General features: G+C 38.3%; 21 protein-coding genes. 12 read left to right on the forward strand and 9 right to left on the reverse strand.

What is annotated here, in order from left to right; all coding sequences use genetic code 11:
- Positions 1-275: 275 nt before the first annotated feature.
- The 8 genes from JCM9140_RS09850 to dnaA all read right to left on the reverse strand — a co-directional run bounded on the left by JCM9140_RS09850 (position 276) and on the right by dnaA (position 10,555).
- Complete coding sequence (locus JCM9140_RS09850) at positions 276-1,364, reverse strand: HD-GYP domain-containing protein (protein WP_034745475.1); 1,089 nt, start codon at positions 1,362-1,364, stop codon at positions 276-278.
- Between the two features lie 132 nt (positions 1,365-1,496).
- Positions 1,497-4,031, reverse strand: a complete 2,535-nt coding sequence (gene gyrA, locus JCM9140_RS09855; protein WP_034745478.1) for a DNA gyrase subunit A — start codon at positions 4,029-4,031, stop codon at positions 1,497-1,499.
- A gap of 25 nt (positions 4,032-4,056) precedes the next feature.
- Complete coding sequence (gene gyrB, locus JCM9140_RS09860) at positions 4,057-5,997, reverse strand: DNA topoisomerase (ATP-hydrolyzing) subunit B (RefSeq protein ID WP_034745481.1); 1,941 nt, start codon at positions 5,995-5,997, stop codon at positions 4,057-4,059.
- 102 nt (positions 5,998-6,099) lie between these two features.
- Complete coding sequence (remB, locus tag JCM9140_RS09865; protein WP_034745483.1) at positions 6,100-6,384, reverse strand: extracellular matrix regulator RemB; 285 nt, start codon at positions 6,382-6,384, stop codon at positions 6,100-6,102.
- A gap of 2 nt (positions 6,385-6,386) precedes the next feature.
- Entirely contained in the window at positions 6,387-7,508 is a 1,122-nt protein-coding gene (gene recF / locus JCM9140_RS09870) for a DNA replication/repair protein RecF (protein WP_034745486.1), read from the reverse strand.
- 12 nt (positions 7,509-7,520) lie between these two features.
- Positions 7,521-7,733: a S4 domain-containing protein YaaA gene (gene yaaA, locus JCM9140_RS09875; protein WP_034745489.1), complete on the reverse strand. Its 213-nt coding sequence runs from the start codon at positions 7,731-7,733 to the stop codon at positions 7,521-7,523.
- 156 nt (positions 7,734-7,889) lie between these two features.
- A complete protein-coding gene (dnaN, locus tag JCM9140_RS09880; protein ID WP_034745492.1) occupies positions 7,890-9,029 on the reverse strand; it encodes a DNA polymerase III subunit beta in 1,140 nt (379 codons plus the stop codon).
- A 179-nt stretch (positions 9,030-9,208) separates the two neighbouring features.
- Positions 9,209-10,555 (reverse strand): chromosomal replication initiator protein DnaA, encoded by a 1,347-nt coding sequence (gene dnaA / locus JCM9140_RS09885; protein ID WP_034745495.1) that lies wholly within the window; start codon positions 10,553-10,555, stop codon positions 9,209-9,211.
- 1,041 nt (positions 10,556-11,596) lie between these two features.
- On the opposite strand from dnaA, the gene rpmH reads away from it, so the two are divergent.
- The 12 genes from rpmH to JCM9140_RS09945 all read left to right on the forward strand — a co-directional run bounded on the left by rpmH (position 11,597) and on the right by JCM9140_RS09945 (position 22,988).
- Entirely contained in the window at positions 11,597-11,734 is a 138-nt protein-coding gene (gene rpmH / locus JCM9140_RS09890; RefSeq protein ID WP_003323480.1) for a 50S ribosomal protein L34, read from the forward strand.
- A gap of 90 nt (positions 11,735-11,824) precedes the next feature.
- Entirely contained in the window at positions 11,825-12,178 is a 354-nt protein-coding gene (gene rnpA / locus JCM9140_RS09895; protein ID WP_034745499.1) for a ribonuclease P protein component, read from the forward strand.
- Positions 12,179-12,257: 79 nt separating this feature from the next.
- Positions 12,258-13,058 carry a YidC family membrane integrase SpoIIIJ gene (gene spoIIIJ / locus JCM9140_RS09900; protein ID WP_034745501.1) on the forward strand — a complete coding sequence of 267 codons (801 nt, stop codon included), beginning with the start codon at positions 12,258-12,260 and terminating at the stop codon, positions 13,056-13,058.
- On the forward strand, positions 13,055-13,678 hold the full coding sequence (gene jag / locus JCM9140_RS09905) for an RNA-binding cell elongation regulator Jag/EloR (protein WP_034745504.1): 624 nt from the start codon (positions 13,055-13,057) through the stop codon (positions 13,676-13,678). The genes spoIIIJ and jag overlap by 4 nt, the downstream gene beginning before the upstream one ends.
- 161 nt (positions 13,679-13,839) lie before the next feature.
- The gene (gene mnmE, locus JCM9140_RS09910) at positions 13,840-15,216 is read left to right on the forward strand and encodes a tRNA uridine-5-carboxymethylaminomethyl(34) synthesis GTPase MnmE (RefSeq protein ID WP_034745507.1); all 1,377 of its coding nucleotides are present in this window, start codon (positions 13,840-13,842) and stop codon (positions 15,214-15,216) included.
- 164 nt (positions 15,217-15,380) lie between these two features.
- Positions 15,381-17,267, forward strand: a complete 1,887-nt coding sequence (gene mnmG / locus JCM9140_RS09915) for a tRNA uridine-5-carboxymethylaminomethyl(34) synthesis enzyme MnmG (protein WP_034745510.1) — start codon at positions 15,381-15,383, stop codon at positions 17,265-17,267.
- A gap of 19 nt (positions 17,268-17,286) precedes the next feature.
- Positions 17,287-18,000, forward strand: coding sequence for a 16S rRNA (guanine(527)-N(7))-methyltransferase RsmG (rsmG, locus tag JCM9140_RS09920; protein ID WP_034745513.1), 714 nt, complete (start codon positions 17,287-17,289; stop codon positions 17,998-18,000).
- 256 nt (positions 18,001-18,256) lie between these two features.
- The gene (gene noc / locus JCM9140_RS09925; protein ID WP_034745517.1) at positions 18,257-19,123 is read left to right on the forward strand and encodes a nucleoid occlusion protein; all 867 of its coding nucleotides are present in this window, start codon (positions 18,257-18,259) and stop codon (positions 19,121-19,123) included.
- A 144-nt stretch (positions 19,124-19,267) separates the two neighbouring features.
- Complete coding sequence (locus JCM9140_RS09930) at positions 19,268-20,041, forward strand: ParA family protein (protein WP_034745518.1); 774 nt, start codon at positions 19,268-19,270, stop codon at positions 20,039-20,041.
- The gene (locus tag JCM9140_RS09935; RefSeq protein ID WP_034745522.1) at positions 20,022-20,876 is read left to right on the forward strand and encodes a ParB/RepB/Spo0J family partition protein; all 855 of its coding nucleotides are present in this window, start codon (positions 20,022-20,024) and stop codon (positions 20,874-20,876) included. The genes JCM9140_RS09930 and JCM9140_RS09935 overlap by 20 nt, the downstream gene beginning before the upstream one ends.
- A 245-nt stretch (positions 20,877-21,121) precedes the next feature.
- Positions 21,122-22,273, forward strand: a complete 1,152-nt coding sequence (locus tag JCM9140_RS09940) for an aminotransferase class V-fold PLP-dependent enzyme (RefSeq protein WP_034745525.1) — start codon at positions 21,122-21,124, stop codon at positions 22,271-22,273.
- 13 nt (positions 22,274-22,286) lie between these two features.
- On the forward strand, positions 22,287-22,988 hold the full coding sequence (locus JCM9140_RS09945) for a DUF554 domain-containing protein (protein ID WP_034745527.1): 702 nt from the start codon (positions 22,287-22,289) through the stop codon (positions 22,986-22,988).
- A 149-nt stretch (positions 22,989-23,137) separates the two neighbouring features.
- Here JCM9140_RS09945 and yyaC read toward each other — a convergent pair whose 3' ends face one another.
- Complete coding sequence (gene yyaC / locus JCM9140_RS09950) at positions 23,138-23,791, reverse strand: spore protease YyaC (RefSeq protein ID WP_034745530.1); 654 nt, start codon at positions 23,789-23,791, stop codon at positions 23,138-23,140.
- Positions 23,792-23,855 lie beyond the last annotated feature (64 nt).

Below are 23,855 nucleotides of genomic sequence, written 5' to 3' on the forward strand. Positions count from 1 at the left end.
GTAAGTAACGTAATTAGCTATTAAATGCATATCGCTTAACGATACGATTGTGATTTTTACTTAAAATCACAAAAACAATTGACGAGATATCATGTATCTCTATTTCGCTTGGCTTTTGTTCAGTTTTCAAAGAACTCGTTTGTCATTTTTAGCGACAAGGAATAATATATCACATTCAAACAACCTAGTCAACAATATTTTTTAATATAATAACGAAGTCGTCTTAGCGACAAGATTTAATATACCATAAATAAAGAAATACATGCAACCTTTTTTTAAACTTTTATGATTTCTTCTATAAAGGTACTTGATTCTTTTGTTAACTGAATAATATCTCCAGTATCAACTAACTTCACCATTGGTCTGGTAGGAGCTTCTTGTTCAAAGAAGACAATTTCTGCTTCCTTCCCATTGCTTAACTTTACTCTACTCCCGACTGCTACCACAACTAAACTTTCACTTAATGTCTGAACTACTTTTAAATCGAATTTTCCAAATTGGTTCTTTGATATATCTTCAAGTACTTGAAACGGTGATCGTTTATTACGGTAATAACGTTCCGATGTCATAGCATGATAGACATCCGCAACCGCTATAACTTTACTAAACTTATGAAGCTTTTGATCACCTGCACCTAGTGGATAACCACTACCATCAGGCCTTTCATGATGCTGCAACACAGCTAACAAGACTGCATCTGAAATTCCAGTTACTCCTTTTAACATATTATAGCTATGAATTGGATGCTTCTTAATTTCCTCAAATTCTGCTACTGTTAAATGTCCAGGCTTCTTTAAAATAGAAGGGGAAATTTTGGTCATTCCGGTATCCGCTAAAACTGCACTAAACCCTATCTGTAACCATTCTCCCTTTGTGTATTTTAATTTATACCCTAAATAAACGGATAAGATTCCAGTATATACTGAGTGATGATAAAAGTAATCTTCCTTTGTACTATAATGATGAAGTTTCAGTAAGTTCTCAGGTTTGTCAATAATCGTTTCAAACAACGGGAGAAAAAGTTCCCTAATCTTAACCATTTGAACTTTTTCACCAGCTTGCCAGTTTAGAAACATCTTCTTAAATTGTTTAACCGTCTCTAAGTATAAATAAACATATCCAAGTGGTTGTTTTTTAGTTGGCTTATCCTCTATCTCCTCTTCAATAACTACAGCTGGTTTAAAAGATTCTCCATTTGCTAAAACAGGTTCTACATCGACTGTGCTCACCAAAAAAAGGCTGATTAACTCAATATGCTGATCAGTTAAAACGGTATTCTTTTTCATAATAGGTAAATCTGTTAACCCTTGGACATCTTTAGAGAGAATACACCCCTCTATTAACTGATTTGGTCTCACCTTCATGTATGAACCCTCTTTTCATTGTTGCGTTACCAATATTATACGTGACAGGTACAACCAAGAAAAGGAAGATCTTTCAAAGAAATAGAAAAAGTGTGCCTAAAAAGGTTTTCACCTTTTGGCACACTCAATCACTTATTCATTTTCAGTTTCATCTTCAGAATCAAGAGGAGCTTCTTCTACTTGATCGTCATTTCCTTCTGAAACCTCTTCTTCCATTCCTTCTTCATCTTCACTAACTTCTTCATCATTGATATCAACTCTAGCAACGGTTGCTACTTCTTCTCCTTCATTTACCCGAATGAGTGTAACCCCTTGAGTATTTCTTCCTGTTGTAGAGATTCCTTCAACATTCATACGAATAATTACACCACTTGCGGTAATAATCATAATATCATGTTCACCAGAAACAATTTTTAGAGAAACAAGAGAACCATTACGGTCTGTAATGTTACATGTTTTGATCCCTTTACCGCCACGGTTTTGGATGCGATACTCCTCAATTGGCGTTCGCTTTCCATATCCTTTTTCGGTAACAATTAAAACATCGTGCCCTTCTTCGATAATATCCATTCCGACAACGTGATCCCCATCAGCAAGGGAAATCCCTCTTACTCCAGCTGCGGTTCTTCCCATTAACCGGACATCATTTTCAGGAAAGCGAATGGACATTCCATATTTTGTCCCAATGATTAGTTCTTGTTTTCCATCTGTTAACCGTACTCCGTGCAACTCATCTTCTTCACGAAGATTAATAGCAAACAAACCACCTTTTCTTATGTTAGCAAAAGAAGACAACTCTGTTCGTTTAGCTACACCGTACTTCGTTAAGAAAAACAAATACGAATCCTCGGTAAACTCTTCAATTGGAATAACAGTACTAATGTATTCACCTTGCTCAATTTGCAAGAGGTTGATAATTGGAATTCCTTTTGCTGTTCTACCTAGCTCCGGAATTTCATAACCTTTTAAGCGATACACTTTTCCTTTGTTCGTAAAGAAAAGAATCGTATGGTGAGAACTTGTTGTAAATAAATGTTGAACAAAATCATTGTCATTTGTCCCCATTGCTTGAATCCCTTTTCCACCACGACGTTGATTTCGGTACGTGGAAATAGGCAAACGTTTAATATAGCCATTATGTGAAATCGTAATAGCAATATTCGTACGAGGAATTAAATCTTCATCTTCTAGATGTTCTTCACTCATTGAAATAACCGTACGACGTTCATCATTAAATTTATCTTTTACTTCCGTTAACTCATCACGAATAATTTCGAGTACCTTTTCTTCATCTGCTAAAATAGCCTTCAATTCAGCAATCCTAGCAACTAGATCTTGGTACTCTCCTTCAATCTTGTCGCGTTCTAAACCTGTCAGACGTTGTAAACGCATGTCCAAAATCGCTTGTGCTTGTTCATAACTAAGTTCAAAACGCTCCATTAGTCCATTTCGAGCAATTTCTGTTGTTTGAGAAGCACGAATCAGGTTAATAACTTCATCAAGATGATCCAGCGCGACACGTAACCCTTCTAAAATATGAGCACGGGCTTCCGCTTTTCGCAACTCAAAGGCCGTACGGCGTCGGATAACTTCGATTTGATGATCTAGGTAGTGTTCTAAACACTCTTTTAGATTTAATACTTTAGGCTGGCCACCAACAAGCGCTAATAAGTTAATCCCGAAACTAGACTGAAGAGCCGTTTGTTTATACAAATTGTTTAGTAAAACATTTGCATTGGCGTCGCGCCTTAATTCAATGACAATCCTCATTCCATTTCGATCAGATTCGTCTCGTAAATCGGTAATGCCATCGATTTTTTTATCACGAACAAGTTCAGCAATTTTTTCAATTAATCTAGCCTTGTTTACCTGATATGGAATTTCAGTAAAAATAATACGAGGTTTGCCGTTATGCTCCTCAATATTCGATTTAGCACGTAAAGTAATAGATCCTCTTCCAGTTTGATATGCCTTTCGAATTCCTGAACGTCCTAAAATTTCGGCACCTGTTGGAAAGTCTGGTCCAGGAATATATTCCATTAACTCAGGAATGCTCATGTCACGATCTTTCGAGAGAGCTAAGACTCCATCAATGACTTCCCCTAATTGATGTGGTGGAATGTTTGTCGCCATTCCAACAGCAATACCTGATGCACCATTTACTAGTAGATTCGGAAATCTTGCCGGTAGTACGATTGGCTCACGTTCACTACCATCATAGTTATCTTGGTAATCAATTGTATCTTTATTAATATCACGAACAAGCTCCATTGATATTTTAGACATTTTTGCTTCGGTATAACGCATCGCTGCTGCCGAGTCACCATCTACGGAACCGAAGTTACCATGACCATCTACTAACATGTAACGGAAACTAAAATCTTGCGCCATCCGTACCATCGTCTCATAAACAGCTGAATCACCATGAGGGTGATACTTACCAATTACTTCACCAACGATACGTGCCGACTTTTTGTACGCTTTATCTGACGTCATTCCTAATTCATTCATCGCATATAAAATACGACGATGAACCGGCTTTAATCCATCACGAACGTCAGGCAGAGCGCGGCTTACAATGACACTCATCGCATAGTCCATAAACGACGATTTCATTTCCTGACTTATATTTCTTTCTTTTACTCTTGATTGCTCATGCTCAGCCATTAATTATAAACCTCCATCTTCAAGCCTATATATCAAGATTTTGCACGTATTGCGCGTTTTCTTGAATAAAATCACGGCGCGGTTCTACACGGTCACCCATGAGAATTTCAAATATTTCATCCGCCTTCATTGCGTCTTCTAATGTAACTTGAAGAACCGTACGATGTTCAGGGTCCATTGTTGTTTCCCATAGTTGAGTCGGATTCATTTCTCCAAGACCTTTGTAACGCTGAATGCCAAGCTTGTCTTTGTTTGGAATTTCTTTTAATGCTTCTTCTAACTCTTTATCTGTATAAACATAGTTAACTTCTTTCCCTTGACTAAGTTTATATAGTGGTGGTTGTGCAATATAGACATATCCATTTTCAATTAATGGACGCATATAACGATAGAAGAATGTCAAAATTAATGTACGAATATGGGCACCATCAACGTCGGCGTCTGTCATAATAATGATTTTATGATAGCGTGCTTTTTCAATATCAAAATCATCACCAATCCCTGTACCAAAAGCGGTGATCATCGCACGAATCTCATTATTAGCTAAAATTTTATCTAATCTAGCTTTTTCTACGTTAATAATTTTCCCTCGTAATGGCAAAATCGCTTGGAAATGACGGTCTCGTCCTTGTTTAGCTGAACCACCAGCCGAATCACCCTCAACGATGTAAATTTCACTAATCGAAGCATCTTTCGATGAGCAATCTGCAAGTTTTCCTGGCAAGGAACTCACTTCAAGTGCACTCTTTCTTCTTGTTAACTCACGGGCTTTTTTAGCAGCTTCTCTTGCTCTTGATGCCATTAAACCTTTTTCTACTATTTTTCGAGCTACTTGAGGATGTTCAATTAAGAAACGGGAAAAGTGTTCACTAAAAAGCGAATCAGTTATCGTACGCGCTTCACTGTTTCCTAGCTTTGTTTTTGTCTGCCCTTCAAATTGAGGATCAGGGATTTTCACCGAAATAATAGCGGTTAATCCTTCACGAACATCGTCACCCGTTAAGTTAGGGTCTGACTCTTTAAAGAGGTTATTTTTTCTCGCATAATCATTAATAACACGAGTTAACCCTGTTTTAAAGCCAGACTCATGTGTTCCACCTTCATGAGTATTGATGTTGTTAGCAAAAGAGTAAATATTGCTTGTATAGCTATCATTGTACTGGACTGCTACTTCAACAGTTAAACCTTCCTTTTCACTTTCAATGTGAATCGGTTCTTCATGCAGTACCTCTTTTGATCGATTCAAATGTTCAACGAATGAAGCAATCCCACCTTCATAGTGATACGTCGCTTCTTTTCCATCTTCTCGTTTATCTTCAATCGCAATTGTTAAACCTTTATTTAAAAACGCCAGCTCTCGCAAACGCGTTGCTAATATATCAAATTCATAAACCGTTGTTTCCTGAAAAATTTCCTCGTCTGGTTTAAAGTGAATGACCGTTCCTCTTTTTTCTGTTTCTCCAACGACTTCTAAGTCTGCTGCGGGAACACCTTTTTGGAATTTTTGATAATGAATTTTTCCTTCACGATGAACATTTACTTCCAATACGGTTGAAAGGGCATTTACTACGGATGCACCAACCCCGTGCAATCCACCTGATACTTTGTAACCTCCACCACCAAATTTTCCTCCGGCGTGAAGAACTGTCATAATAACTTCAACAGCAGGACGTCCCATTTTTTCATGAATCCCTACCGGAATACCACGTCCATTGTCTTCTACGGTAATGCTATTGTCGACCTCGATGGTCACTTTAATCGTGTCACAATAACCTGCCATCGCTTCATCAATACTATTATCAACAATTTCCCATACAAGATGGTGTAATCCACGTCCACTTGTTGAACCAATATACATTCCTGGTCGTTTACGAACGGCCTCTAACCCTTCTAACACTTGAATTTGACTTTCATCGTACGACTGTTGTGTAGAATGTTGTTCATTCGTCACTTCGTTCACCTTCATTCTTCAAGATCTCAACAACTGCTTCTCTAGATTAGAAAATACAATTGCCTTTTTTCGTACCCGAACACTCTATTTTACCATTGCAATCAATGAAAATCTATGTCACTCTTCATCCTCTTCTTCTAAACCATAGTGAAGGTCCGTTAATGACTTACCTTGCGCTCGACGGTTTAAGGTTAGTGAAGATACGGGAGAATAGTAAATTTCATCATCTGTCAAAACAATTGATTTTGTGTAATCTGAGGAAATGACAACTTTCTTCTTCTTTTTCTCTTCTTCTTTGAGATACGTACTAGTAATAGATGACTGTTCATGCGAATCGCTATTAATAATGGCAATAATATCTTTTGCTCTAATAATGATATCTCCACCTAAATGAATAAACATCGTCACCGCTCCATTTCCTGTGATATCGTTCCTTCTGAAACATAAAAAATAGTTGATTGATTTAATGTTTGTTCGTCGATCCCACTTACATTTGTCGTTGTGACAAACGTTTGTACACGACCTTGAATCGTTTGGAGAAGATGGGATTGCCTGTAGTCATCTAGCTCAGAAAGAACATCATCCAAAAGAAGAATAGGGTATTCTCCGATTTCTGCATAAATTAATTCTATTTCGGCTAATTTAAGGGCAAGTGCTGTTGTTCTTTGCTGTCCTTGAGAACCATATGTTTGAACATCCTTTTCATTGATTAAAAAACCAAGATCATCTCGGTGTGGACCAAACAATGTGATTCCTCTTTGAATTTCCCGTTCTTTAACTTCCTTGTAAACTTGATAGAATGCTTCTTTTATTTTCGACAAATCTATCTCATCTGATACGTCTACAGCTGAGAGATAACAAATCTCGAGTTTCTCTTTTCCTCTGCTCACATCATGATGGATTTGTTCCGCCCACTTTTGAAGCCGTTTAATAAATCCATATCTTCGAATCGTCACTTCTGCAGCTAACACAATCATTTGATCTGTTAAGATATCTAACATTTCTTTAGAACCCTTGCCAAATTGTAAGGTTTTTAAGAGGTGATTCCGTTGTTTCAGAACTTTTTGGTACGTAGCTAAATGATGTAAGTAAACACGACTGATTTGTCCTAATTCCATGTCTAAAAATCTCCTTCTTACCTGAGGGCTTCCTTTGACAAGGTTTAAGTCTTCTGGGGCAAACATGACGACGTTTGCTGCACCAACGTATTCACTAAGTTTCTTTTGTTCAAGTCCATTAATTTTTCCTTTCTTTCCTTTAACAGAAAGAATAAGTTCGATATCAAGTGGACTTGTTTTTCTAGCAACTTCCCCCTGAATCCTGGCAAATTCCTCTCCCCAACCAATTAACTCTTTATCTTTTGATGTCCGATGAGATTTTGCAAGAGCTAACACAAATATAGCCTCTAGTATATTCGTCTTTCCTTGTGCATTCTCACCCAAAAAGATATTAACTTGTTTATGAAACGCTAACTCTACTTTTTTATAGTTACGGTATTGTCTAACATTTAACTTTTTCAAATACAAAAGGGCTTCCCCCTATACGACAATTTCAAATTTTGTACCGTCTTCTAGAGTTATCGTATCACCCGGAACTAATTTTTTTCCGCGACGATTTTCTTCTTGATCGTTTACATAAACAATATGTTCAGATAGGTACCATTTAGCCATACCACCAGTATCAATGATTCCTGCCTCTTTTAGCATTTGTCCTAAAGTTATGTAAGCTGTTGAAATGACGATTGAATTCACGTTTTATCACTCTTTCTTATTTATGTTCGTTCCTTAGTCATGTAGCAAAGTGAAGACAGCAATTCATACGTGAGTTGCTGTCTTTTTAGCGTTCATTCGATTTATCTTATTATATTGTACTAAACGTGCGAGTTTTTTGCCAATCCCTCACGAAAATTAATATGTTCGAACAGGTGAAAACAAGTGTAAATAGTGATCATGTTCAATCGGACGAATAACAAATGGACTCATTGCACCCGTAAAAGAAATGTTTACTTCATCACTATCAATGACTTTAAGAGCATCAATGACATTTTTTCCATTAAATGAAATCCGCATTTCCTCACCTTGCATTGTAGTTTCAATGTTTTCTGTTACTTTTCCTACTTCTGGAGAAACAGAGGTGATTTCGATATTCCCGCTATCTAATGTCTTTAAATTAATAACATTGTTTTTTCCTTCTCTAGATAAAAGAAGAGCACGCTCCAACGTTTGCAAGAAAGGCTTTGTTTTTAATTTTAAAGATGTTTTGGACTGAGTTGGAATCATGCTTTTTGTAACAGGATATTTCCCTTCAAGCAGCCTTGAGAAAAATAATAAATTTTTCAATTTGAACAAAATTTGGTTTTCAGTAACAACGACATCCATCAGCTCATTTGAGTCATCCACAATTTTGCTTAACTCATTCAAACTCTTTCCTGGAATGACAACATTAGAAAATGAAAGGGCTTCGTCATTTTTCTCAATAGTTGCTTTTCTCATTGCCAGACGATGGCTATCTGTTGCAGTACAGATTAACTCACCTTCTTCAGTCTCTAAGTTTACACCTGTCAACACCGGACGTGTTTCCTGAGTGGACACAGCAAACACAGTTTGACGTATCATGTTTTTTAACATGTCTTGAGGCAAGCGAAACAATAAATCTTCTTCTAGTTGTGGCAAACGAGGATACTCTTCAGGATCCAAACCATTTAGGTTAAAAACAGAGGATCCTGATCGAATCGTTGTAGCGAATTGATCTTGAACAATAAGCTCAATTTCATCACCAGGTAGCTTTTTTACAATTTCAGCAAAAAAACGTGCTTGTAAAACAATGCTGCCTTTTTCTTGAATTTCAACTATTTCTTTATCGTCTTCTTCTTTTGGGATGAAAACTTCAATAGATACATCAGAGTCGCTTCCGGTAAGAGTCAATCCTTCATGGTTAGCTACAATTTTAATACCAGTTAAAATAGGAATTGTTGTTCTTGAAGACACAGCTTTCGCTACATTTTGAACATCATGAACAAAACGGTCACGATTAACAGAAAAACGCATATTAAAACTCCTTAATTAATATATTTATGTTTTTAAAAATATAGTAATAATAGTAATAGGGCCTGTGAATTTGTGGATAACTCTCTTACGAAGTAAAATACCAGTCTATCCACATGTTAATAACGTGTTAATAGACTGGTTTCTTTTATTCACAGTTTGCACAAGTATACTTACTCTCATTACGATCTTAATAAATCCGTCAGTTCTTGGATCTTCTCTTGTAACTCTTGATCTGTTGCAAGCAAAGTCGAAATTTTCTCGTGAGCGTGAATGACGGTAGTGTGATCTCTTCCCCCGAACTCACTTCCTATTTTCGGCAATGATGCATCTGTTAATTCTCTTGATAAATACATTGCGATTTGCCTTGGGAAAGCAACAGATTTCGTGCGTTTTTTCGCTTTAAAATCTTCTAGTTTCACATGATAATGTTCCCCTACTAACTTTTGAATATCAACAATCGTCAATATTTTCGGCTTTGAATTAGGAATAATATCTTTTAGTGCTTCCGCTGCTAAATCAGCATTCATATCTTGATTTATAAGCGAGGAATAGGCAACAACACGAATAAGTGCTCCCTCTAATTCACGTATATTTGTATCGATTTGATTCGCAATATATAGCATAACCTCATTTGGAATATCGAGGTTCTCAGCTTTAGCTTTCTTACGTAATATGGCAATTCTCGTTTCTAAGTCAGGAGGCGTGATGTCCGTTATTAATCCCCACTCAAATCTCGAACGCAAACGATCTTCAAGTGTAGGAATCTCCTTAGGAGGCCGATCACTAGATATAACAATTTGCTTTGATTCCTCATGTAACGCATTAAATGTATGGAAAAATTCCTCTTGAGTTTGTTCTTTTCCAGCTAAAAACTGAATATCATCTATAAGGAGAACATCCACGTTTCGATATTTATTTCTAAAATTGACTGCTTTGTTGTCACGTATTGAATTAATGAATTCATTCGTGAACTTTTCCGAAGACAAATAAACCACTTTTGCATTTGGATTGTGATCCATTACGTAATGACCAATGGCATGCATTAAATGGGTTTTCCCAAGACCAACACCACCATAAATAAATAGTGGGTTATAAGCTTTTGCTGGTGCTTCCGCTACGGCGAGAGAAGCAGCATGAGCAAAACGATTTCCTGAACCGATGACAAATGTGTCAAACATATATTTATCATTTAACATCGTTTTAGATGCAGTTTGGTTATTGTCTTGCTTTGTTTGTTTTTTCGGGATGGGCTCAGGTATAAACTCTTCTTCCATTTCATGTTGAGGAATAACAAATTTAGGTTTTAAGCGTGTGCCCGTTATTTGTTCAATCGTGTCCGATGTTAAGTCTGCATAATGATCTTCAAGCCAGTCACGAGCAAATTCATTTGGTGCCGTAATGACAATCATGTCATTTTGAATATCATTGGCTTTTGTTGCTTTTAACCACGTTTCGAAACTAGGCTTACTGACCTTTTTTTCGATTTCGGCAAGAGCTTGTTCCCATAAGTCATGAATATTCTCCAAACGTTCTCCCTCCTTTTTTTCTTAATAACGAACGAACGACCACCAACTTGTCGAACCTTTGTACAAGTTGGTGGATGAAGTCGAATAAATATACATTCACACATATCTGTGTAAAAATTATAATATAGTAGAAAAACGTCAAAACGCTGCTTTTAAACAGTTTGTGGACAAGTAAACACACAGGAAAATAAAAATGTCCACAATGTTACCCACAGGTTGTGGACAAAATAAAGTGAAAATAAGTTTTCCACGAGTGAAAACAATTCAATCATAGCAAAAAAACTTGTTAACCGCAATGGTTTGTTGTATTTATCCACACAACACAGTATCTTGTGTTTAGTTTTTATCCACAGCACAAGATATGTGTGTAACTTGTCGATAAAGTTATGAACAAGTCGAAAAATGTCTGTTTATAGTTATCCACACGGGAAATTAGTTAGAGTTGTACATAGGGGATGTTTTTGAAAGGATGAAAAAGATTAATCATTTCTATATATGTTTGCGATGTTGCAAATAGAACAAATGAAAAAAAGAGGGAGGTTACTAACATAGTGTCGAACTGCCGCAGGGGAATGACACTCCGCTTTCCGCGGGTGCCCGGTGAGCCTCCTCCCCGCGGAAAGCGAGTGGTTGCAGCGCAATGGAACGAACATGGAAAAAAACGCAACCCATCATACTGACCTAAAAATTGTTGCTTAAAAAAACATTTATCTTCTCAGTAAAATGAAGTGGAAGTCATTCGACTCCTGCGGCAAATATAGGTAGGAACGAGATCCTACAGGCGTAGCCGAGGCGGCTCGCCATCTCCCAGCGATAAGCGAGTGGCTGCAGTGCAATGAAACGAACATGGAAAGAACACTAACTATTAATTACAACCTAGTTATCCGTGAGAATAACACCAAACTCGGCCTATTCTATTCGGACAAGAAATAGAAGAAGATCGTTCCCTTTTCTTTCTGCTCTTGACAAACAGGGTTGCAGTTCCTTATAATTTACAAGAATGTCTTTAAGATATAGTCAATCCTCAGGGAGGTGTTATAAATGGGAAAACCAACATTCCAACCGAATAACCGTAAGCGTAAAAAGGTACACGGTTTCCGTGCACGTATGAGCACAAAAAATGGCCGTAAAGTATTAGCTCGTCGTCGTCGTAAAGGAAGAAAAGTATTATCTGCATAGGCCACTGAATGTCAGTGGTCTTTTTCTTCTTTCTTATTTAGTGTAAATTGATCATTTTAACAGTTCTTTTATGGTTGAGGAGTGTATAGATTGAAAAAAGAGCAACGGATTAAAACAAATGAAGAGTTTTCAAACGTTTTTAAGAACGGACAATCCGTTGCAAATCGGCAGTTTGTTCTATATAAATTGCCGAAAGAAGGACAACCTTTTTTCAGACTCGGATTATCTGTAAGTAAGCGAGTAGGGAATGCGGTTACACGAAATCAAGTAAAACGATATATTCGTGAAGTATTCCGGTTAAAGGCAGATATGATTGAACGACATGCTGATTACGTCGTGATTGCAAGAAAGCCAGCAGCTGAGATGACCTTTTCTGAAGTAGAGCAAAGTTTGTTGCATGTTATGAGAAAAGCTCGTGTACTCAAAAAAATGAGACAAACATAGAAGTAGTGAAAAGAATCTTATATGCATGATTGGGCTTTTTATATAGATATGAAGGTATGAGGGACAAGGAGGAAAATACGTGCTAAAAAAATTTGGCTTCGTAGCCATGATGGTAGGGCTTCTTGTTTTAATGACAGGATGTTTTAACATTGAGGAACCCATCACGAAAGATAGTACTGGTTTTTGGGATTCTTATTTAGTTTATCCTTTATCATGGTTGATCATTTACTTTGCAGATATCCTTAATGATAGTTATGGACTTTCTATTATAGTTGTTACGATTCTTTTACGTATTCTTATTTTGCCGTTAATGATTAAACAAACTAAGAGTGCAAAAGCAATGCAAGCCATTCAACCAGAAATGCAAAAGCTTCGTGAGAAATATAGTGCAAAAGATCAAAAAACACAACAAAAGCTTCAACAAGAAATGATGGCAATGTTTCAAGAGCATGGTGTAAACCCATTAGCAGGGTGTTTACCTTTGTTTATTCAGATGCCAATCTTGCTTGCATTTTATCATGCCATTATGCGTACAGGTGAAATTGGAAACCAACCATTTTTGTGGTTCGAGTTAGGAACACCTGATCCATTTTTTATTCTTCCGATTGTAGCTGGTATTACAACATTCATCCAACAAAAGATGATGATGGTACAAGACAATCCTCAAATGAGAATTTTATTGTACGTAATGCCAATTATGATTTTTGTTTTTGCGATCTTCTTCCCAACGGCATTAACGCTTTATTGGGTAGTAGGGAATATCTTTATGATTGCTCAAACTTACTTTATTACTGGGCCGAATGTTGGGAAAGCAGCTGATGGAAAATCAGAAGAAAAAAAACAACCAACAAAGGCAAAAAAGGGAGGTAAAAAGAAGTGACGCCTATAACCGTGTTAGGGAAAACAGTTGATGAGGCCATTGCCAATGCAGTGAATGAGTTGCAGACAACGAGAGAGAAGCTTTCATACCGTATTATAGAGGAGCCTCAAAAAGGTTTTTTAGGTATTATAGGTTCGAAGCCTGCAAAAATTGAAGCCCACGTTCTACCTGATCCGGTTGAATTAGCGCAAAACTTCTTGAAGGAAACTGTTCGATTGATGGGGCAAGAAACAACTATTGAAAAAACAGATTCCCGTAACCGAATCTTGTTTGACCTTTCTAGTTCAAGTGATTCAGGCCGCTTGATCGGAAAAAGAGGCCAAACGTTAGAAGCTCTTGAGTATTTGACAAACCTTGTTTGCAATCGTGGGGAACAGTCTTATACGAGAATTGAACTCGATATTGAAAACTATCGCGAACGTAGAAAGCAAACGTTAGAGCAATTAGCAATGAAAGTTGCAAAAAGAGCAAAACAATCAGGACAATCAATGCCACTTGAAGCAATGAATGCCCTAGAGCGAAAGATCATTCATGAGACACTAAAGTCAGTTGAAGGTGTTCGGACTGAGTCAGAAGGAAAAGGGGCAAATCGACATATCGTCATCATGCCTTCTAAGTAGAAATGAATCCTCTATCTTAATGGTAGAGGATTTTTCTATAGATTACGGGGCGGCTTTTACCGTTTCAATGAAAAGAATCACTTTTAAAGCTATATGAACAAGAAAGAAAGACGATACTAATAATACTATTTTTGATCTGAGATCGTGGAGAGGTGAAATTAATGGAATTTGATACAATTGCAGCGATATCAACAGCCCTTGGAGAAGGGGCGATTGGGATTGTTCGTTTAAGTGGCGATGATGCGATTCGGATTGCTGATCAACTATATAGTGGGAAAAACTCTTTAGAAGAGGTCCCATCTCATACAATTGTGTACGGACATATTGTAGATACTACAAGCAATGAACGGGTAGAAGAAGCAATGGTGTCTGTTATGCGGGCGCCAAGAACATTTACACGGGAAGATGTTGTGGAAATTAATTGTCATGGAGGCTTGCTTTCGGTTAACCGAGTGTTGCAATTAGCATTGCGTCATGGCGCAAGACTTGCCGAACCTGGGGAGTTTACAAAACGAGCCTTCCTAAATGGAAGAATTGATTTATCTCAAGCTGAAGGGGTCATGGATTTAATTCGTGCAAAGACTGACCGTGCAATGAATGTTGCATTGAAACAAGTAGATGGTCGTTTATCTAAAAAAATTGCGGTTCTTCGCCAAGCGTTACTAGAAACAGTTGCTCATGTTGAGGTGAATATTGATTACCCTGAATACGATGCAGAAACAATGACACATCAAATGCTTGAGGAAAAAGCATCATTTGTTATAAAGGAAATAGAGAAGTTATTAGGAACGGCAAAACAAGGTAAGATTTTGCGTGAAGGTCTTTCAACTGTCATCATTGGACGACCGAATGTTGGAAAATCATCCTTATTAAATAGCCTTGTACATGAGAACAAGGCGATTGTTACAGATGTCGCAGGAACAACAAGAGATATTATTGAAGAATACGTGAATGTTAAGGGTGTTCCACTCCGATTAGTCGATACAGCTGGTATTCGTGAGACAGAGGATATCGTTGAACGGATTGGGGTTGAACGCTCAAGAGAAGTGCTAAAAAAAGCAGATCTTATTCTATTAGTGTTAAACTATGGAGAGGAACTATCACCAGAAGACGAAGCGCTCTTTAAAGCTGTAGAAAAAATGAATGTGATTGTCATTGTGAATAAAACAGATGTTGAGCAGAAAATCGATTTGAAAAAAGTGCAGCAATTGGCGGCAGCGCGGCCAATGGTTACAACCTCTCTTCTTCGTGATGAGGGTGTTGACCAGCTTGAACAAGCAATCGCCAACTTATTTTTTGAAGGTGAAATTGAAGGTGATGATGTCACGTATGTATCCAATACACGCCATATTGCCTTATTAGAACAAGCGAAAGCAACCATTGAAGATGCTGTTGCATCAATTGAAATAGGTGTCCCGATAGACCTAGTGCAAATTGATGTAACTAGAACGTGGGAATTGCTAGGTGAGATTATTGGAGACAGCGTACAGGAAAGCCTAATTGACCAGTTGTTCTCTCAGTTCTGTTTAGGGAAGTGATAAGAGCCTTTTTAAGTGATCTTCTTAAAAGGTGAACGGTGAGAGGAGCCACTGCAAAGGGTTTGAATTCTTGCGCAGAAAAAGGCGACCTTCCTTTTCCTATGTTAAACAGTATGTAAAACAGATGTCTTTAAGAAGGCATTACTCATAAGGAGGTTAAAGATATGAATTATCAAGGTGGAGATTTTGATGTCATTGTTGTTGGGGCAGGTCATGCAGGGGTAGAAGCAGGCTTGGCGTCAGCAAGAATGGGAGCAAAGACGTTAATGTTAACGTTAAATTTAGATGCAGTCGCGTATATGCCGTGTAATCCATCTGTCGGAGGGCCAGCAAAAGGAATTGTTGTCCGTGAAATTGACGCGTTAGGTGGAGAGATGGGCCGAAATATTGATAAAACTCACATCCAAATGCGGATGCTTAATACCGGAAAGGGCCCTGCGGTACGGGCATTGCGAGCTCAGGCTGATAAATACCTTTATCAACATGAAATGAAAAAAACCATTGAAGAAAATGAAAACTTACTGCTGCGACAAGGGATGGTTGAACGGTTAATTGTTGAAGAAGGTATATGTAAAGGTGTTGTGACAAATACAGGTGCAGAGTATCGAGCAAAAGCTGTAGTCATTACAACTGGTACGTATTTAAGAGGGAAGATTATTATAGGCGATTTAAGCTATGAGAGTGGGCCGAATAACATGCAGCCATCTGTGCAGCTTTCTTACCACTTAAAAGAACTAGGCTTTGAAATGGTTCGTTTTAAAACAGGAACGCCACCACGTGTTAACGGCAGTACAATTGATTATGATCAAACAGAAATACAGCCAGGTGATGATAAACCGCGTGCTTTTTCCTATGAAACGACAAAGTACATTACCGATCAATTGCCTTGTTGGCTAACGTATACGAGTGAGCAAACGCATCAAATTATTAATGACAATTTAAATCGCTCCCCTATGTACTCTGGAATGATTGAAGGTACTGGACCACGTTACTGTCCATCAATTGAAGATAAAATTGTCCGTTTCAACGACAAACCTAGACATCAAATTTTCCTTGAACCAGAAGGAAGAAATACATCGGAAGTATATGTGCAGGGATTATCAACAAGTTTACCGGAAGATGTGCAGCTAGAAATGCTAAAGACGGTCCCTGGTTTGCAGAACGTTCGGATGATGCGTCCGGGATATGCAATCGAGTATGACGCCATGGTTCCAACACAATTATGGCCTACACTTGAAACAAAGAAGGTGCCAGGCTTATTTACTGCAGGTCAAATCAATGGAACATCAGGTTATGAAGAGGCTGCAGGGCAAGGCATTATGGCTGGGATTAATGCTGCACGAAAAGCGCAAGGAGAAGAAGGGATCATTTTAGATCGCTCAGAAGCTTATATTGGTGTGTTAATTGATGATCTTGTCACAAAAGGAACAAACGAGCCATATCGCTTGCTTACTTCTCGTGCAGAGTATCGTTTGCTCTTGCGTCATGACAATGCAGACTTACGTTTAACGGAAAAAGGACATGAAATAGGTCTTATTCCGCAAGAACGTTATGAACGATTCTTAAGAAAGAAAGAACAAATAGAAGTTGAAAAGAAACGTCTAGAAGGAATTATTGTTAAGCCGTCAGAAGAGCTCAATAACGTATTAGAGCAAGCAGGTTCAGCTCCGATGCAGGAGGCAACTCGTGCAACGATGCTTTTGAAACGACCAGAGTTAACGTATGAAGACGTAGCAAAAGTAATCGAACCACCTTCTGAGCCTCTATCTGAAGATGTGTCGGAACAAGTTGAAATTCAAGTGAAGTATGAGGGGTACATCGGAAAACAACTTCAGCAAGTGGATCGTTCGAAGAAAATGGAGAATAAGAAAATCCCGGAGGATCTCGATTATTCAGCTATTAACGGATTGGCTATGGAAGCTAGACAGAAATTAGCTCAAGTTCGTCCGCTCTCAGTTGGTCAGGCTTCAAGGGTATCGGGTGTGAATCCAGCTGATATTTCCATTCTCCTTGTATACCTTGAACAAGGAAGGTTAGCAAAAACCCAATAAGTGAAAATGGAGAGTCGTGATGAGTAAACAATTATTCGCATCATTGTTGCAAGAAAAAGGAATGCAACTTTCGGAAAAACAAGAGAAGCAATTTGAACGTTATTTTCAATTGTTAGTTGAGTGGAATGAAAAAATGAACTTAACAGCTATAACAGGAGAAGATGATGTTTATTTAAAACATTTTTATGATTCCATTTCTGCGGGCTTTTACTATGACTTTAAAGCTGGTAAGAAAGTGATTGATGTTGGTGCGGGAGCTGGGTTTCCAAGCCTTCCGATTAAAATCATGTTTCCGGACATTCAAGTTAGCATTGTTGATTCACTTAAAAAGAGAATTGGTTTTTTGGAGCATTTAGCGAGTGAACTCGGTTTAGAGAATGTGCAGTTCCATCATGATCGCGCAGAGACGTTTGGTCAAAATCCGGACCATCGAGAAAAATATGATATTGTAACGGCACGTGCTGTAGCGAGGCTATCTGTTTTGACAGAACTTTGTTTGCCTTTAGTGAAAGAAACAGGTGACTTTGTTGCATTAAAGGGTGCAGGAGCAAGTGAAGAGTTAACGGATGCAAAAAAAGCAATTACCCTTTTAGGCGGCAAGGTGATATCAGATGATGCCTTCACACTGCCCATTGAAGAAAGCGAACGTCACATTATTCAGATTAAAAAAGTGAAAACAACGCCGAAAAAATATCCAAGAAAGCCAGGGACTCCGAATAAATTACCTTTGTAAATATTGTTTCACGTGGAACAAAACGATTAGAAGTGACTTTCTTTGAGAGCAACTTATTGCTTAGTGAGGGTCACTCTTTTCCCTGGCAATAATCAAGAAATTGTACTAGTTTCATAGTTTACTAACTTTTGAATAGAAAATTCACTTGACGCTGTTTAGACTCCGGGATATAAATGAGATAAGGTTAAAAGAAGGACTAAAGCAATAGATGTCGAATTAAAAATAGACGGTTACTATCAGAAGGTGGTGTTAGGCGATGAAGCAACCGTTTTCACGCCTTTTTGGCTTTAGTGACAAGCAGGCAGAGGTTGAAGTTAGTGGAAACGAAGAAGTGTTAGAAGAAGTCAGCAATGAAGAGGTTAGGGAAATACCTATTTCAGATATAGTTCCAAATCGTTTTCAGCCACGGACCGTTTTTGATGAAGAACGAATTGCCGAGTTGGCTCAAACGATTCGAACACATGGGGTCATTCAACCAATTGTTGTGAGAGAACGGGACGGAAAGTTTGAAATCATTGCAGGAGAGCGAAGATGGCGTGCAGTTACGAAATTAGGGTGGGAGAAGATTCCTGCGCTTGTAAAAGAGTTTAATGACTCTCAGACGGCATCAGTTGCCTTAATTGAAAATCTTCAAAGAGAAGGGTTAACGGCAATTGAAGAAGCAATTGCTTATGCTAAGCTGATTGAATTGCATGGCTTAACACAAGAAAGTTTAGCGCAACGACTTGGCAAAGGCCAGTCGACTGTTGCGAACAAACTGCGTTTATTAAATTTACCTGAGGATGTTCAAACGGCTATACTAGAACGTCAAATATCAGAACGGCACGCGCGTGCATTGCTGTCATTGAAAAAGGAAGAATGGCAAGTTAAGCTACTAGATGAAATACTAGAAAAGCAGCTTAATGTAAAGCAAACAGAGGAACGTGTGAAAACGATTCTTGAAGGAAGCAATCCTACGAAAAAGAAGCCAACACGGAAGGCGTATTCCAAAGATATGCGTATTGCTATGAATACGATTCGTCAATCTTTAGATATGGTTGCTAAAAGTGGTCTTCATGTGGACACAAATGAAGAAGAGCATGATGAATTTTATCAATTTACGATTCGAATTCCGAAAAAGTAATGTTTATAGGGTACTAAAAAAGGTAACTTCCTTTTTTAGTACCCTAATTTTCATAGATTTTTTTCAGTATTTTTATAAAAACTATTAATGTAACTTGTGTTAAAATAAAAGAGTTCGAGTTAAGGATGGAAAGTAGGTGACAGCGTGGCCAAAATCATTGCTGTAGCAAATCAAAAAGGTGGCGTCGGCAAAACAACGACGGCTGTCAATTTAAGTGCTTGTTTAGCTTATATAGGTAAGAAAGTTTTGCTCGTTGATATAGACCCGCAAGGAAACGCTACTAGTGGCGTTGGAGTTGAAAAGGGGGATGTCGATGAATGTGTGTATGACATTTTAGTTGAAGATGTGGAAGCAATTGATGTGATTCGTTCGACCTCTGTAGAACGCTTAGATGTGCTACCTTCTACTATTCAATTATCCGGTGCTGAGATTGAACTCGTTCCAACTATTTCCCGTGAAGTTCGCTTAAAGCGAGCTCTATCAACAGTTTCAGATAACTACGATTATATCTTCATTGACTGTCCGCCTTCTCTTGGCTTATTGACTATTAATGCATTGACTGCATCTGATTCGGTCCTAATACCGGTTCAATGTGAATATTACGCGCTTGAAGGGTTAAGCCAACTGTTGAATACCGTTCGTCTTGTGCAAAAACACTTAAACACTAACCTTGAAATTGAAGGAGTATTGCTTACGATGTTGGATGCTCGTACGAACCTTGGAATTCAAGTGATTGAAGAAGTAAAAAAATACTTTCGAGAAAAGGTTTTTGATACGATTATTCCTAGAAATGTTCGTCTTGGTGAAGCGCCAAGTCATGGGCAACCCATTATAACGTATGATGCAAAGTCGCGTGGAGCCGAAGTGTATGTAGATTTAGCAAAGGAAGTGGTGACTAGTGGCGAAAGGGTTAGGTAAAGGATTACAAGCATTTTTTCCTGAACAAAATGATGACATCCAAGAAAAAATTGAGCAAATTGCCATTTCACAATTGCGCGCCAATCCATATCAACCTCGAAAAACATTCACAGAAGAAGCTATTTCAGAACTAGCTGATTCGATTGCTGAACATGGAATTCTCCAACCGATTGTTGCAAGAAAAAGCATTAAGGGCTATGAAATCGTTGTTGGTGAACGCCGTTTTCGTGCAGCCCAAAAAGCAGGAGTGAAAGAAGTTCCTGTCATTGTCAAAGAACTTGATGAGCAAAAAATGATGGAGCTCGCCCTCATTGAAAATCTTCAGAGGGAAGACTTGAATCCGATTGAAGAAGCAACGGCTTATGCGAAGCTTATGGATCATTTGTCCATTACTCAAGAAAAATTAGCTGTTCGTTTGGGCAAGAGTCGCCCACATATTGCTAACCATTTACGCCTATTGAATTTACCGAGAATGGTTCAAGAGTTTATCTCTGATGGGAAGCTTTCAATGGGGCATGGAAGAGCATTGCTAGGATTAAAGGAAAAGCAAAAGCTTTCATTACTTGTTGAAAAAATCATAAAAGAACATCTTTCCGTTCGTGAAGTAGAGGATTTGGTGAATCAACTCAATGAACGGGTTCCTAAAGAAACGAAACGCAAAAAAGTGACTCTTTCTCCATTTTTACAAGAAAGACAAGATGTACTCAGGAGTCGACTTGGAACAGCTGTTTCCATTAAACCAGGAAAGAAAAAAGGGAAAATTGAAATTGACTATTTTTCAGAAGAGGATCTAGAGCGAATCATTCAGTTGCTCCACTCTGAGGATGCTTTATAAGGATAATGAAGGTACTCAAAAAGCCAACATATCTCTCTAATACAGATGACTGGAAATTTGTGTCTTTCTGTATTATGGTAGGGAGGATTGGTTTATAGAGCTACCTTCTTTTTGTTTAGCTCTTTCACCATGTTAGTCTTTTTTTTGAGTGAAATCAATGTGTTCGTTCTCCAACCAAACATTTTGCGAAAGAGTCTTTTAGATAAAATAAATAAAGCACTACATGAAAAGAAAGGAACAATCGTATGATTTATTTTGACCATGCTGCCTCATCCTATCCAAAGCCACCAACAGTCGCAAAGGCAATGAGTGAGGCGGTAACACAATATAGTGCTAACCCTGGGCGTGGTGGGCATAAGCTAGCAGAACAAGCAAAAAATGTGATAGAACAAGCAAGAAAAAAACTAGCAAATCTTTTTGATGCACCTAGTAAGAAACATGTTTGGTTTTATCAAAATGCAACAATGGCGTTAAATCAAGCGATTATTGGATTTCCTTTTCAAAAAGGAGATCATGTTGTTACGACGATGTTTGAACATAACTCCATTATTCGTCCATTAGAAAAGCTAGTTAAGGAAAAGAGCATTACGGTTACATATCTTGAACCAAATGAAGATGGACTTATCTTGGCAGAACATTTTCAAAATGCTACAACAGAGAAAACAAAAATGTTTGCCATTTCCCATGCTTCGAATGTAACAGGCGCTATTGTAGAAATAAGTGAAGTATCTAATATAGCAAAGCAACATGAAATTGTTCTGTTGCTTGATGCATCACAAACTGCTGGAACCATTCCTATATCAATGGAAAACGACGGGATTGATATGCTTGCTTTTGCTGGTCATAAGTCATTATTAGGTCCTCAAGGTACTGGAGTTTTAATCTGTAAAAGTGACTTCGGTTTAGAACCTTTGGTTGTTGGTGGGACGGGTACGGAATCTGAACTTCTTCATCAACCGTCTAGTTGGCCAAATCGTTATGAGGCTGGCACATTAAATACACCGGGAATTGCCGGATTGTCAGCGGGGATTGATGCGATTTCTGAGATGGGGATTAACGCCATTCGTTCACATGAGCAAGAGCTTATGGTGCATTTGGTCAATGCAGTAACAGGTATAGAAGGTGTTACGTTACATGGACCAACCGATCTATCTAAACGGGTCGCGGTTATTTCCCTTGAAGTAGAAGAGGTGAATAGTCAAGAAGTAGCGATGATTCTTGATGAACATTATCAAATTGCTGTTCGTGCGGGAATGCACTGTGCTCCTAAAACACATGAATCGTTGCAAAGTAGTGAACAAGGACTTGTTCGTGTAAGTTTTGGTCCATACAATACATTAGAAGAAGTAGATATGCTCGTAAAGGCGTTAAAAGAAATTAAAGAAGCCTTTATGTAAAGGAGAAGAGAGAATGGTTTTAACGGGGACAATTGTAAATGGATTAGCGATTGTGGTTGCAGCAATCATTGGTCTACTAGTGAGGAACATTCCTGAAAAAATGAAAACAACAACGATGCAAGCAATCGCTCTAGCTGTTGTTGTATTAGGTATCGGGATGGGGTTGAAAAGTGAGCAGTTTTTAATTGTTATTGGAAGTTTAGTCATTGGCGGGTTAATTGGTGAGAAGATTGACTTAGATGACCGGTTAAATAAAGTCGGAGCTTGGATTGAAACAAAAGTTGGATCGAAAAAAGATGGATCCGTTGCGAAGGCATTTGTAACAGCCACGTTAATTTACGTTGTTGGAGCAATGGCGATTTTAGGGGCACTCGATAGTGGATTAAGAGGAGACCACTCAGTTTTATATACAAAGTCCATGCTTGATGGCTTCTCAGCACTGATATTTACATCAACATTAGGAATCGGTGTTATTTTCTCTGCGATTCCTGTTGTCCTCTATCAAGGTGGGATTGCATTACTAGCAACACAAATCAATCAATTTGTTCCCCCAGCGTTAATGGACCAGTTTATCGTTGAAATGACCGCTACCGGCGGAGTCATGATTGTAGCCATTGGATTAAACATTTTAGGAGTGCTACAAATACGAGTAGCCAACTTACTACCTAGTATTATTGTGGTCGCTGTAATTGTTTCAGCTCTTTATTATTTATAAAAGGTTTTTCTCATAGTGAAATGGAGCGGAAGGCACTCTCCACCTCCCCGCGGAAAGCGAGTGGCTGCTGCGCAATGAAACGAACATGAGAAGAACACAACCCGATAAAACAAAAAAATATAATCAAAAACGCCTTTGTAGAGAGAATTCTACAAAGGCGTTTCGTTTTTAGATCGTAACAACATCTGTGGCTTTAACCTTAGTGATTGCAACAGTGAAGTGGAAGTCACTTTCTCAGGGAGAAGTTGATCTGTCTTCACAATAATATCGGCAATTGTATGAGCCATTTTCATAACCGTATGCAGTCGAGTGTTTTGTAAAACAAAATACTCCATCATACCACCAACATTCACAATCCCTGTCATATGAATATCACCAATGGATGGCAACTTTTTCTGAACGGCTGCTCCAGGTTGAACAGGTCCATCAGCAAGCGAAATTTTTCCGACACTATTCATGCGACCAAGACAAGCATCGATCGCTAAAACGAAAGGCCGGTAGTGATTTTTTGCTATCTCTTCTAGTCTCTCTTGAAGATTAACAGCATGCACAGGATTTTCTAATGTGCCATAGACATGGAAGCGTCTCAACTCAACCTCTTCCAATTTGGTCCCAATAAGGGGACCTAAAGAGTCCCCTGTAGAACGATCGGTTCCGATACATACCACAACAAGATCTCGTCTATTTTGTGCCTCGGTCATGCTATAAAGTTGTTCTGTTAACTGCGTTACGACTGTTTCATCTTCCATATGAATACGCATAGGTGAATTTTTTTTTCCGAACAGACGATGGTTTGTACTCATAACATCGCCTCCTTTGCCATAGTAGTAACAGTATACGGAACTTTTTTCCTTTCTATACATAAAG

The sequence above is a fragment of the Halalkalibacter wakoensis JCM 9140 genome, from assembly GCF_000513095.1.
GTDB lineage: Bacteria > Bacillota > Bacilli > Bacillales > Bacillaceae_D > Halalkalibacter > Halalkalibacter wakoensis.